This is a genomic window from Halomonas maura (assembly GCF_030409305.1).
Lineage (GTDB): Bacteria > Pseudomonadota > Gammaproteobacteria > Pseudomonadales > Halomonadaceae > Halomonas > Halomonas maura.
The window spans coordinates 94,683-106,123 of sequence record NZ_JAUFPQ010000031.1; the positions used below are offsets into that span (position 1 = coordinate 94,683).

13 protein-coding genes are annotated in these 11,441 nt (G+C 66.8%); 6 read left to right on the forward strand and 7 right to left on the reverse strand.

From position 1 onward, the window contains the following. Positions 1-184 precede the first annotated feature (184 nt). The 3 genes from QWY76_RS19340 to QWY76_RS19350 all read left to right on the forward strand — a co-directional run bounded on the left by QWY76_RS19340 (position 185) and on the right by QWY76_RS19350 (position 2,453). A complete protein-coding gene (locus tag QWY76_RS19340; protein ID WP_290313175.1) occupies positions 185-841 on the forward strand; it encodes a 5'-methylthioadenosine/S-adenosylhomocysteine nucleosidase in 657 nt (218 codons plus the stop codon). Positions 842-977: 136 nt separating this feature from the next. Continuing rightward, positions 978-1,310 carry a heme-degrading protein HmuQ gene (gene hmuQ, locus QWY76_RS19345; RefSeq protein WP_290313176.1) on the forward strand — a complete coding sequence of 111 codons (333 nt, stop codon included), beginning with the start codon at positions 978-980 and terminating at the stop codon, positions 1,308-1,310. Positions 1,311-1,457: 147 nt separating this feature from the next. Then, entirely contained in the window at positions 1,458-2,453 is a 996-nt protein-coding gene (locus QWY76_RS19350; protein WP_290313177.1) for an ion transporter, read from the forward strand. 102 nt (positions 2,454-2,555) lie between these two features. Here QWY76_RS19350 and QWY76_RS19355 read toward each other — a convergent pair whose 3' ends face one another. After that, complete coding sequence (locus tag QWY76_RS19355; RefSeq protein WP_290313178.1) at positions 2,556-3,842, reverse strand: MFS transporter; 1,287 nt, start codon at positions 3,840-3,842, stop codon at positions 2,556-2,558. A gap of 583 nt (positions 3,843-4,425) precedes the next feature. Here QWY76_RS19355 and mapR point away from each other — a divergent pair. Then, positions 4,426-5,835: a GntR family transcriptional regulator MpaR gene (gene mapR / locus QWY76_RS19360; RefSeq protein WP_290313179.1), complete on the forward strand. Its 1,410-nt coding sequence runs from the start codon at positions 4,426-4,428 to the stop codon at positions 5,833-5,835. On the opposite strand, the gene QWY76_RS19365 is transcribed toward mapR, so the two are convergent. The 3 genes from QWY76_RS19365 to QWY76_RS19375 all read right to left on the reverse strand — a co-directional run bounded on the left by QWY76_RS19365 (position 5,809) and on the right by QWY76_RS19375 (position 7,723). Further along, positions 5,809-6,453, reverse strand: a complete 645-nt coding sequence (locus QWY76_RS19365; protein ID WP_290313180.1) for a hypothetical protein — start codon at positions 6,451-6,453, stop codon at positions 5,809-5,811. The genes mapR and QWY76_RS19365 overlap by 27 nt on opposite strands. A gap of 383 nt (positions 6,454-6,836) precedes the next feature. Next, positions 6,837-7,235 (reverse strand): DUF1801 domain-containing protein, encoded by a 399-nt coding sequence (locus tag QWY76_RS19370; protein WP_290313181.1) that lies wholly within the window; start codon positions 7,233-7,235, stop codon positions 6,837-6,839. Positions 7,236-7,372: 137 nt separating this feature from the next. Next, positions 7,373-7,723, reverse strand: coding sequence for a VOC family protein (locus tag QWY76_RS19375; RefSeq protein WP_290313182.1), 351 nt, complete (start codon positions 7,721-7,723; stop codon positions 7,373-7,375). Positions 7,724-7,969: 246 nt separating this feature from the next. On the opposite strand from QWY76_RS19375, the gene QWY76_RS19380 reads away from it, so the two are divergent. Beyond that, the gene (locus QWY76_RS19380; RefSeq protein ID WP_290313183.1) at positions 7,970-8,107 is read left to right on the forward strand and encodes a hypothetical protein; all 138 of its coding nucleotides are present in this window, start codon (positions 7,970-7,972) and stop codon (positions 8,105-8,107) included. A gap of 124 nt (positions 8,108-8,231) precedes the next feature. Beyond that, positions 8,232-8,624, forward strand: coding sequence for a GFA family protein (locus QWY76_RS19385; RefSeq protein ID WP_290313184.1), 393 nt, complete (start codon positions 8,232-8,234; stop codon positions 8,622-8,624). Positions 8,625-8,697: 73 nt separating this feature from the next. Here QWY76_RS19385 and QWY76_RS19390 read toward each other — a convergent pair whose 3' ends face one another. The 3 genes from QWY76_RS19390 to QWY76_RS19400 all read right to left on the reverse strand — a co-directional run bounded on the left by QWY76_RS19390 (position 8,698) and on the right by QWY76_RS19400 (position 11,411). Continuing rightward, positions 8,698-9,312, reverse strand: a complete 615-nt coding sequence (locus QWY76_RS19390) for a LysE family translocator (protein WP_290313185.1) — start codon at positions 9,310-9,312, stop codon at positions 8,698-8,700. 15 nt (positions 9,313-9,327) lie between these two features. After that, positions 9,328-10,161 carry an AraC family transcriptional regulator gene (locus tag QWY76_RS19395; RefSeq protein ID WP_290313186.1) on the reverse strand — a complete coding sequence of 278 codons (834 nt, stop codon included), beginning with the start codon at positions 10,159-10,161 and terminating at the stop codon, positions 9,328-9,330. A gap of 320 nt (positions 10,162-10,481) precedes the next feature. Beyond that, entirely contained in the window at positions 10,482-11,411 is a 930-nt protein-coding gene (locus QWY76_RS19400; protein ID WP_290313187.1) for a hypothetical protein, read from the reverse strand. Positions 11,412-11,441: the final 30 nt, after the last annotated feature.

Here is an 11,441-nt window from a genome sequence, read left to right on the forward strand (position 1 = left end):
TGAACCATCAGCCTAGAATGAGGGATACAGAATGTCACTCCTTGGTGACAATTTCACTTAGGCTTTTGATCTACGTCAGTCTTACAGAAACGGGCAGCCCAGCACCAACCGGGCCATCGCGCTTGGCGCCAACGCCCCTGCCCGCCATGATGGTGGCGATCATGGACTGCAGGAGACTCTCGGGATGAACCAGACACCACGCGCACCGGCGCCACTGACGGACCTGGGCGGCCGCTCCGTGCTCTTCGTGATGGCGGCGGATGCCGAATACGGCCCGCACCTCAGGGAACGTTTCACCCCCTTCATGACCGGCGTGGGGCCGGTCGAGGCGGCGGTCGAGCTCACCGCCGCGCTGGCCGAGCTGGAGGCGCGCGGGCGCCTGCCGGACCTGGTGGTGTCGCTGGGCTCGGCGGGCAGCCGACATCTCGAGCAGACCGAGGTCTATCAGGCCACCTCGGTCGCCTACCGCGACATGGACGCCTCGCCGCTGGGCTTCGAGAAGGGCGCCACGCCCTTTCTCGACCTGCCGGCGATCCTTCCGCTGCCGCTGCGCATTCCCGGCATTCGCGAGGCGTCGCTGTCGACCGGCGCCAATATCGTCTCGGGCGCGGCCTATGCCGCCATCGCCGCCGACATGGTGGACATGGAGAGCTATGCCTGCCTGCGCGCCTGCACGCGCTTCGACGTACCGCTGGTCGTGCTGCGCGGCATCTCGGACGGCAAGGCGGAACTGCACCACGTCGATGACTGGACGGAATATCTCCATGTCATCGACGAGAAGCTGGCCGCCGCCGTCGACCGCCTCGGCGAGGCGATCGGCCAGGGCCTGTTGCAGCGCTGAGGCGCCGGGGCATGGCAGGCCCGTGGCCGGTGTGGGGCAGCGCGCCGCGCGGCGGCATGCCGTGGCCTTGCCCACCACCGGTGAAGGTGTCATCGTCCCCGGACCCCCTACGCCGCTGACGACAAGGAGCCCCACCATGTTCATCGCCATGAACCGTTTCCGGGTCAATCCCGAGAGAGTCGAGGAATTCGAGCAGATCTGGCTGGAGCGCGAGACGCACCTGCAGGGCCTGCCCGGCTTCGTCGAGTTCCATATGCTGCGCGGTCCCGAGGAAGAGGATCACGTCCTCTACGCCTCCCATACCGTCTGGCGCTCGCGCGAGGACTTCGAGGCCTGGACGCACTCCGAGGCGTTCCGCGCCGCCCACGCCAATGCCGGCCAGAGCCGTCGCGAGGGACTGTACCTGGGCCCGCCCAAGTTCGAGGGCTTCGAGGTCATCCAGACCGTCGGTGACGCCAGCGACGGCTGATCGTGCCCCCGCCCGCCTGGCGCCGGTGATGCCGCCGTACCACCCGCCCCGCTGCCAGGGAGAAGTGCGGCACGCTCGAGGTGTCGCCGACGCGCCGACCTTCTAGGCTGGAAAGAACCTTTCCGGCATAGAGCTCAAGGAGGCGCCATGCCCGCCACCCGCACGACCTCGCCCGCCCTGGAGCGGGCCCACCTGGTGTGGGATCTGCTCATCATCGTGCTGGTGATCGCCAACCTGGCCCTGCTGCTGTTCGACAGCCTGTTCCTGCTGCCCCCACTGAACGCCGCCTTCGAGGCCGTCGCCCCCGGCCTGCACGCCGCCTACGACCGGCACATCCATGCCAACTTCATCACCATCGACCTGATGTTCGTGGCCATCTTCCTGCTCGACGTGCTGCTGGGCTGGGCGGTGGCCATCGCCGAGCGGCACTACCACCGCTGGTTCTTCTACCCCTTCGTGCACTGGTACGACGTGCTCGGCTGCATCCCGCTGGGCGGCTTCCGGCTGCTGCGCATCCTGCGCGTCATCTCGCTGCTGCACCGCCTGCAGCGCATGGGCCTGATCGACGTGCGCCGCTGGCGCCTCTACGCCGTGGTCGCCAAGTACTACGACATCCTGCTGGAGGAGCTCACCGACCGCATCGCCATCCGCATGCTCGACAACGTCCAGCAGGAGATCCGCGCCGGCGACGGGCTGTCCACCCCGGTGATCGAACGGGTGGTGCGGCCCCGCAAGGAGGCGCTGATCCGCGAGATCAGCCAGCGGCTGGAGGCCATGGCGGGCGACGCCTATGCCCGCAACCGCGACGACACCCTGCGCTACGTGCGTGGGCTGGTCGGCCGCACCCTGGCGGAGAGCCCGGAGCTCAAGCGCCTCGGGCGCCTGCCGCTGGGCAGCCAGCTGGCCCGGGGGCTCGAGGCCTCGCTCTCCGACCTGGCCTGCCACCTGGTCGACGAGGCCCTGGCGGGGCTGAAGTCGGCGGAGTTCTCCGCGCTGGTGGAGCACCTTGCCGAGAGCGGCTTCGATGCCTGGCTGCGCACCGATGCCCACACCGAACAGATCACCGAGCAGGTGCTGGTGGACATGCTGGAGCTGCTCAAGGAGCAGATCGCGGTCAAGGGCTGGCAGCACAAGTACCAATGAGCCCACCGCCGGCGCGAAGAGCGAAGTCGGGGGACAGACCCGGCTTCACCGGAAGCTGCCCCCGACGATTTCCCCAGGTCCCGGCTAGCGCCGCGGCCGCCCTTATGAGCTGACCGCGGGCTTTTCCGATGCGTCCTCGACGGGCTCCGGCAGCGGCTCGCCCTGCTCGTTCTGGAGCTGGTGGTCGTAGGCCGCCTGCAGGCCGGCGTCCTCCTCGGCTTCCTCCGCGGCCCCATGCTCGATGTGGCCCGGATAGAGGGGCGACAGGATGGCCGCCAGGATGCCGAGCGCGGCGAACATGGCGAACGCATCGGCGTAGCCGAAGCCATTGACCAGCCCCCCGACGACCGGCGAGCCGGTCGCCTGGCCGAGCGATACCGCCATGAAGGGCAGTACCGGCCCCATCGACAGCCGGCCCGGCAACAGGCGGATACCGGTCATCAGGTAGAGCCCCGTCAGGCTCATGTAGGCCAGGCCAAAGACCAGCGCGGAAAAGGCCGCCAGCACCGTCTGGCCGGGGCTGGCCGCGAGCAATGCCAGGCTCGCCGACAGCATCATCAGCATCAGGGAATGCGTGATGGGCGGGTTGTTGCGATCGGCCAGGTCGGCCACCACCGCGCCGCCGAGGCCGGCGATGCCCACCGCGAGCCATAGCCAGCCGGTGGCGCCGGCCGGCAGGCCGCCGAGGGTGACCACCAGGTCGGGCGCGAAGATCCAGTACGCGGAGGAGACGAAGCCCATCACGTAGGCAAACAGCGAGAGCCTGACGAGACGCGACCACGGCAGTTCGCCGAGCGGGGGCGGCGGCGCGGCGTTCGCCGGCGTGATCCGCGAGACCGAGGGCAGGAAGAGCCAAGCGGCGATCACGCCGAGGCCCGCCAGGACGGCGAAGGAGAGGTACGCGAAGCGCCAGGCGCCGACCAGGAACAGCACCGTCGGCACGGCGACGATCACGCCGATGCTGGTGCCCGCGTTCATCACCGAGCTGACGCGGCCGTGCAGCGAGCGTTTCACCATCGCCTGCATGGCCGCCGTGAGCGCCGGCATCATCAGGCCGGTGCAGATGCCGCAGGCGAACACCCCGGCGCCGAGCATCAGCGCGTCGCCGGCCTGACTGATCAGCGCCAGACCGCCGACGCCGAACAGACCGGATAGCATCGCCGCGTTGCGGGCACCGAGATGGTCGGCGGTGAAGGGCGCGATCACCGTGGCCAGCAGGAAGCTGATCAGCGGCAGCGCGCCGATGATGCCGATCACGTCCGGCGTGAGTGCCAGCTCGTCGCGGATCGGGGGCACGAACAGCCCGAAGGCGAAGCGTGCGAGCCCGAAACTGATCGCGACCAGCGCTGCCCCGAAGATCGCGAACCCTGTGCTCGAAAGAGACTTCATGGCACCTCCGCCAGACAAGCATCGACGATTCCGAGCCATTCCGCTGCCATGCGACGCCACGGCTGCTCGATGGCCGCCCGTTGCTGCTCGATATCGCTAGTGTTCTGGATCACCCTCTGCCCCGCCGACACGGTATCGGGGTCACGGCCTATCCGACCTCGGCATGAGCCAACGATAGTTCGCCCTGGGCATTCTGTCGTCTGCCAGGTGATCGGCGAGCCGCCCTCCCCCGAGGGTGGCGTGCGGGAGTGCCGGGGCCGATGCGCGATTCGAGCAGGAGCAGGAGGTCGATCGGCTCGAGGCGACAGGCGAGGAAATCCGCCAGAGGCTCGACGAGCTCAGTGCGCCCCCATGGAAGCCCCGCGCCTCGTCGAAGGCTTCCGCTGCCGTGTTCGCCGTGATGGAATTACCCCCTCCTTGATCTTTTTTCCTTCACCCAGGCTGCTGACTCCATGGCGTATTCGAGCAAGGCACCGTTCGCCTCCTTCCCGCCACTCTGGAAGGGGGCGCTTTCCCGAAGCGACCGTGGCCGGTTGATGGACTCGGCGCGCGAGCCGGTGATGCGGCCAGGGTCGGGCGGCCGATGAAACGCTACGAACGCTTCGCCGCCGAGATCGCCGAGCTGATCCGCGATGGCGTGCTGGCTCCAGGCGAGCGGGTGCCCTCGGTGCGCCAGGCGAGCCGCGAGTACGGCATCAGCCCGTCCACCGTCTTCCAGGCCTATTACCTGCTGGAGGACCGCGGGCTGATCGTGGCGAAGTCGCGCTCCGGCTATTACGTGCGCGAACAGGCCCGGCGCGTGCTGCACGAACCGAGAATGACGCCACGCCGGCAGGATACCGCCGACGTCTCGGTCAGCGAGCTGGTGTTCTCGGTGCTCGATTCGCTTCAGGACCCCCAGACCGTGCCGTTCGGCTCCGCCTTCCCCAGCCCCGAGCTCTTCCCGCTCGCGCGCCTGGCCCGCAGCATGGCCAAGGCGCTGCGCGGAATGTCCGGCGACGACGTGCTCAAGGACATGACGGCGGGCGACCCCGACCTGCGCCGCCAGATCGTGCTGCGCTACACGCTGAAGGGCATGCCACTGCCGCCCGACGAACTGGTCATCACCAACGGCGCCATGGAGGCGCTGAACCTCGGGCTGCAATGCGCCACCTCGCCCGGCGATCTGGTCGCCATCGAATCCCCCGCCTTCTATGCCAGCCTGCAGGTGCTGGAGCGCCTGAAGCTCAAGGCCGTGGAGATCCCCGTGCATCCCCGCGAGGGCATCGATCTCGCGGTGCTGGCGGACAGCCTGGCCAGGATGCCGATCAAGGCCTGCTGGTTCATGAGCCACCTGCAGAACCCGCTGGGTGCCAGTCTCGACCAGGACAAGAAGCGCGCGCTCTACGCGCTGATCAAGCGATACCAGGTGCCGCTGATCGAGGACGACGCCTATGCGGAGCTGCACTTCGGCACCACGCCGCCCAGGCCGGTCAAGCAGTTCGACGACGAGGGCCTGGTCATTCACTGCGGCTCCTTCTCGAAGTGCCTGGCGCCGGGCTATCGGGTCGGCTGGGTGGCGGGCGGCCGCTACGCGGAACGGATCTCGCGGCTCAAGCTGATGACGACCATCTCGCCCTCGCTGCCGGCCCAGGCCGCCATCGCCGACTACCTCCAGCACGGCGGCTACGACCGCCACCTTCGCCGGCTGCGCCATGCCCTGGAGACCCAGCAGGGGCAGATGCTGGCCGCGGCCGCACGCTGCTTTCCCGCCGAGACGCTCGCCACGCGCCCCGCCGGCGGCTACTTCCTGTGGTTCGAGTTTCCCGAGCGGGTGGATGCCCTGCGCCTGTTCCGCATGGCGCTGGAGCAAGGCATCAGCGTCGCGCCGGGCCCCATCTTCTCCGCGACCCGCGGCTTTCGCCACTGCCTGCGCCTGAGCTACGGCCACCCCTGGACGCCGCGCAGCGAAGCGGCCATGGAGCGACTAGGCGAGTTGCTCGACGCCTTCTGAGCCGTTCACGCGCCGGTTCAGCCGGCCGATCTGCTGGATATCGTGCAGGTAGAGGTCCAGCTTCGAGGCCCCGTAGGCCAGCAGCGCCGACGCATAGACCAGTGCCGTCAGCACGAAAACGCTGTTGGCCCAGGCCAGCGAGGGAGCCGCCACCGGATAGGCCGCCGTGAAGATGCTCGCCGCGCCCCAGAACAGCGCCAGAAGGCTGCTGGCCATGACGATCATCAACACCGGCCCCCGCCGGTAGCGGGCCGGCGGGCGGGTCTTCCAGAACGGCAGGTGCGCGATCCTCAGCTCGCCGTTCGTCTTGATCCGCCGCTTGCGGCGCAGCAACGGCTCCGCGAAGGCCTTCTGCCTGCCGGATGCGACTGCCGCCAGCACCAGGCGCGCCTCGACGCCGCTACCGAAGATGCGCCGCACCGCCTGCACGAAGCCCGCTGACGGCTCGCCGTCGGCACACCCCCGAGCCTCGTCGGCCAACGCCTTCAGAGCCTGGTTGACCCGCTCCGGACGCTCCTCCTCGTCCTCGAAGTTGATCGCGTAGTGCACGCTGTACACCTGATAGAGCGCGAGCGTCACACCGACGAAGATCAGGAAAAACGCAACGTATATCACCATGACAACCACTCTCCACCCTGAAAGTTCGGCCCATCATCATGGGCATATTCGGCCCGCTTCGCCCTGCCCCTCTCGTCGGCCCATCGCCTCGCACGAGACGACAAGCCGGGCATGCCTGCGATGCGGCCAAGGTGACAGATAGGCCGAGACCATAACAGGGTCAGAAAGCCGCAAAAAAAGCGTATCAGTCTTGGCAGGAGGGCTCGGTGTCAGGCTGTCAGGGCAGGAAATGGAATCAACCCAGCAGAACCTCGCCCTTTAGCGACTCTCGAAGAACCGGGTCATGAAGAGAGCTTGGGTAAACTCGCTGGTAGCCTCCGTCCCCATCGCTTTTGAGTGCATATTCGTATTTCATAGCATCCTTGCCCGATTCACGTAACCGATCATCCCTGCCTGCCAGCCATGTTGAGCGCTACGGCGGCGCGTATGAGCCCTTCGAAGGCCGGCTCGTCGATGCGGTCGCCCTGGTGGATATCGATGGCACGGCGCACCTTGCCGTCCAGGCTGGCATTGAACAACCCGGCGGGGTCCTCCAGCGAGGCGCCCTTGGCGAAGGTGAGCTTCACGTGGTGCTGGTAGGATTCCCCCGTGCAGACGATGCCGTCGTGAGTCCAGGTGGGCGTGCCTCTCCACTTCCACTCTTCCGTGATCCCGGGATCGGCGGCCTTGATGAGTTCACGGACTCGACGCAGCATCTCCCCGCGCCAGTCGCCGAGCTCCTCGATCCGCTGGTCGATCCGTGCCGAGGGTGACGTCTCGTCTGCCTTGCCTGCCTGTGTCATCACCTGCCTCCCTGTGGACCCGCGCGATCCTCGCGATCCTCGCCATCACATGAGACGTTAACTGGCCTCTTGGTGACACGGCTGCGACAGCGCACCGCTTGGAAACTGAACATTGTCCGCGTCCCGGCTGGACGCGCTCACTCGTGCTGCAGGATATTGACCAGCTTGCCGAACGGGTCGCGGACGTAGAAGCGCCGCACGCCCCAGGGCTCGCTGACGGGGCCGTATTCGATGGGAATGTCCGCCTCCTCGAAGCGCGCCAGCGCCGCCTCGAGATCGTCGACCTCGATGGAGAAGTCGGGCACTGGCGTCCCCGAGCCGCCCTCCGAAGCGAAGCTCACCTGGACCCGCATCCGCTCGTCCGAGCCGTAGGTGCGAAACCAGCCGTGATCCATGAGCCGCTCCAGGCCCAGGAGGCCCCCGTAGAAGGCCTCCGCCTTGTCGAGATCCTCCGTGGCCGTATTGGCCATGATGCGCTTGACCTTCATCCGTCACCTCGGCTGCTGTGTCCCTGGCGGGGTCGAGCATCGCACCCTCCCTGCCGCGTTCGCCGGTCGGATGCGCGCTACTCCCTCAGCCAGACTAGACGGCGATAGCGAGGCTGTCAGGCGACTCGCTATCGGCGCGGCGTCCCGGGAGCAGGCCGGGCTCGGCTTCGTCGCACTTGCGCTTCCTGGCTGTCTGGCTACTTTCCCATGAGAACGGCCATGGGCTGCGAGGGGAGCGCAGGATGCGTGCAGCGCATCGCCTGCCAGGCGAAGCGGCACCACGTCGACGACTGGACGGACTCTCTGCATGGCGTCGACGAGACGCTCGCCTCCGCCGTCGACCGCCTCGGCGAGGCGATCGCCCAAGGCCCGTTGACGCCCTGACCGCTGGCGAGAATGAGCAGAAGGTTGCCGGGTCCGATCAGCCCAGACGGATGCCTCGTTCGACCGGCTCTCGCAGGGGATCGCCAGCCCATCGTGGAGCCGCTGGATACCGAGGAGACGCAGCATGGACCGAGTCACCGGCGGTTGCCTTTGCGGCCGCGTTCGCATCCTGGCGTCGGGACGCCCCTACCGGGTCGGCCTGTGTCACTGTCTCGACTGCCGCAAGCATCATGGGGCCCTGTTCTACGCGTCCGCGGTGTTTCCCCGGGAGGCGGTGACGATCGAAGGCGAGACACGCGACTACGCCGGGCGATTTTTCTGCCCCCGCTGTGGCTCGTCGGTGTTCGCGCGCAGCGAAGACGAGATCGAAGTGCACCTGGGGTCCCTGGATGCCCCTGATCAACTGATGCCGACCTACGAAAGCTGGGTTAGCCGTCGCGAGTCCTGGCTGCCGCCGTTTCCGCACCTGAGACGCTACGAGCGCGATCGCGACGTCACGGGGCGCTTCGAGGAGTAGCCGGCAGGCACGCTGCGAAGGCCCTGCCCGCGTCGAGCCGGCGGTGCGAGGCCCCTGGCTTCGCAAGGTCCCCTCAAGGCTCGCCCGCTGCCAGCGGCAGCCACACGTGCTCATAGCTGATCGATAACGCGACCCACACCAGCAGTGCGGCCATCGCCAGGCTGAACCCCTTGAGAATCGTCGGGTTGTCGATGCGCTGCCCGACCACGGCACCGATCAGCGCATAGCTGCCGGGGGCGCCGAAGGCCAGCGCCGCCAGCCCCAGCGACCAGAGCAGCAGGCTGGCGCCATGGATGCCGGCGGCGGGGAACTGGATGGTGGCGATCGGCAGGGTCGCGATCATGCCCTTGGGGTTGCAGAGTTGCATGATCAGGCCATCGCGAAAGCTCAGCACGCGCGACGCCCGGCGAATGGCCCCCGGCTCGATACTGGAGCGGGCGACCTTAAGGGCGAGGTAGAGGATATAGGCGCATCCCAGCGCCCCCACCCCGGCGAGCATGTCGCCGCGCACCCAGGCCGCACCGACCCAGCCGAACGCCAGGAAGAGTACCAGCATGGCCAGCCCCACCCCGCCGAAGAAGCCGATGGAGGTCCTGGCCTGGCCGTTGAGGCCCGCATTGAGGCCGAGCAGGTTCACGGGCCCAGGCGTGTACATGACGCCCAGGGCATAGGCGACGATCTCTAGCATGGGGGAAGCCTCGGGTTATTGGGTGACGCAGCGCTGGTACTGGAGGGGCGTCATGCCATAGACGCGCTTGAAGCGGCGATTGAAATGGCTGAGGTCGGTAAAGCCATAGCGGAAGGCCACCTGAGTGGGCGCCGCCCCCGCCGCCAGCAGGCGGCGCGCGGCATTGACCCGGCGGTTGAGCACATACTGGTGCGGCGTGATGCCGAACTGCTGCCGGAACAGGCGCAGGAAGTGATACTTCGAGAGGTGTGCGGCCTGGCTGATATCGTCCAGCGACACATCGTCCTCGAGGTGCGCGAGGATGTAGTCCCTGGCCCGCAGCAGCAGCGCATCGGGCCGGCTCAACCTGCCGCCCGGCTGATAATGGCCGGCACGCTGAACGAGGCGTGTCGCCACCTGATGGAGGGCCTGCTCCTGATCGATACGCGTGCCCAACCGATGGGTCACCAGATCGGCGAGGTCCAGGATGGCACGGCGCAACTCGGGATCCGCAATCAGGGTCTCGCCGCACCGGAAGTTGCCGGCACGCTCGCATCCCGCCGCATCGGCGAACAGTGCCTCGAGGTGGGCGGCCGGCACGTAGGTCATGACATACCCCAGTGCGCTGTCGCCCCCCGGGTGCCCATCGTGCACTTGCTCGGGATTGAACTGGATGACGTTGCCCGGCGGGCTGCGGTGGAACTGGCCGCCGCTGAAGAAATCCTGCCGCCCGACGAGAGTGACGCCGAAGGCGTACTCCTCATGGGCATGACGGTCGTAGCTGAAATCGCTCAGCGCCGCCTGCAGTACCGTCAGCTCGGGGATATGCCGGCTGTTGAAGTAGTCGAACCGACTGCGTTGCTTCGCCATGCCCTGCCTCCCGGAACGCCACTCAGGCATAGCCTAGGCCTGGCCCAGGCTACGGGCTTGGACATTATTGCGGAATTGGCCAGGATTCGCCGCTTCAGCGGCAGGCGCCGGCTTCGCGGACGGCGCCTCGTGTCTCACGGGAGGTCGGGAGGGTCGCTCATTCCACGTTGGCGCTCCCCCCCTGTCTCGGCCTGCTCGGCATACAACGCCAACCTGCCCACCATTGCCCCATGCCCTGGCACGGCCGCTCAGCGTCCACGCCACAGCGGTCGGATCGCCCAACGAGACGTACGCGGCATCGCCCTCGAACGGGCAGTGGGTCAGGGCTCCATGTCGACAAAACCCTCACCGCGTTCGAAGCGGGCAAGCTGGTCAGCGGCGAATTCAGCCGCCTGGCTGGTGCTGTGATCGGCGTCGGGCACGATGTAGAAATTCCAGTTGAATGGTACTTCGAGGCGCTCGGCCTGCTCTGCCGACGTTTCGAAGTAATTGATGGCGCGTTCTACGCGGTTCGCGCCCAGCGCCCTCGCGCTGGAGGAGTTTGCAAGATTGGAATGATCGGGGTCGTCGTCATCTTCACCCACCATGATCAGCGCCGGCATGGCGAAAAAGTCGGCCTGATCCGTCGTATCCACATCCAGGGGGTCATCCTTCAATCCAAAGTGCCAATTCATGTTGTCATCCGGAAGCGTCCATACCCCTGCCGCGCTGCATACCAGCGCCTCTACCTTGGTGGTGATATCGAAGGTCAGCAGTCGATGGGCAGCCTGGCATCCGGCACTATGACCGAAAAGATAGTACCCCTCTCTGGTCGAGCTCAGCGTCTCCGCCACGTCCTCGAATAGTGGCTCGATAACGCTGTATGACCATTCCTCCGGTGGGTTGGGCTGCTCGGATTTCCTGTCGACCAGGTTTCCCCTGTTGTAGTTCCTGCTTCCTGGATAGTCCTGTTTGTTGAATTCCGGCGCGATGACAACGAACCCGTACTCTTCGGCCCTCTCTTCCCAGGCGTCCCGGTTGTACCGAGCATTGCGCCCGGCGCCATGCATCACCATGACGATCGGGGACTTGCGGGTCATGTCGTCGGGCAAGTAGGTATAGACATCAAGTTGCTGATCGCTACCCGGGAGGGAGTACCTGAAACGTCCCTCGCCTTCCGACAAGGTGAACGCGGATGCCCCGCAGCTTGCAACAAGCAGCGAAAAGCCCAGGGCGGCAGAAGGGAGAGAAGGAGAAATTCGGCTGAACATGGGGTACCTATTGATTCATTTCCGGCCCTG

Excerpts from the sequence above, each read along its gene's own strand:
- QWY76_RS19340 (WP_290313175.1), top strand. The coding sequence starts at position 185 with ATGAACCAGACACCACGCGCACCGGCGCCACTGACGGACCTGGGCGGC.
- QWY76_RS19375 (WP_290313182.1), bottom strand. The coding sequence starts at position 7,723 with ATGAAGGTCAAGCGCATCATGGCCAATACGGCCACGGAGGATCTCGAC.
- hmuQ (WP_290313176.1), top strand. The coding sequence starts at position 978 with ATGTTCATCGCCATGAACCGTTTCCGGGTCAATCCCGAGAGAGTCGAG.
- QWY76_RS19385 (WP_290313184.1), top strand. The coding sequence starts at position 8,232 with ATGGACCGAGTCACCGGCGGTTGCCTTTGCGGCCGCGTTCGCATCCTG.
- QWY76_RS19355 (WP_290313178.1), bottom strand. The coding sequence starts at position 3,842 with ATGAAGTCTCTTTCGAGCACAGGGTTCGCGATCTTCGGGGCAGCGCTG.
- QWY76_RS19350 (WP_290313177.1), top strand. The coding sequence starts at position 1,458 with ATGCCCGCCACCCGCACGACCTCGCCCGCCCTGGAGCGGGCCCACCTG.
- QWY76_RS19365 (WP_290313180.1), bottom strand. The coding sequence starts at position 6,453 with ATGGTGATATACGTTGCGTTTTTCCTGATCTTCGTCGGTGTGACGCTC.
- QWY76_RS19400 (WP_290313187.1), bottom strand. The coding sequence starts at position 11,411 with ATGTTCAGCCGAATTTCTCCTTCTCTCCCTTCTGCCGCCCTGGGCTTT.
- mapR (WP_290313179.1), top strand. The coding sequence starts at position 4,426 with ATGAAACGCTACGAACGCTTCGCCGCCGAGATCGCCGAGCTGATCCGC.
- QWY76_RS19395 (WP_290313186.1), bottom strand. The coding sequence starts at position 10,161 with ATGGCGAAGCAACGCAGTCGGTTCGACTACTTCAACAGCCGGCATATC.
- QWY76_RS19390 (WP_290313185.1), bottom strand. The coding sequence starts at position 9,312 with ATGCTAGAGATCGTCGCCTATGCCCTGGGCGTCATGTACACGCCTGGG.
- QWY76_RS19370 (WP_290313181.1), bottom strand. The coding sequence starts at position 7,235 with ATGACACAGGCAGGCAAGGCAGACGAGACGTCACCCTCGGCACGGATC.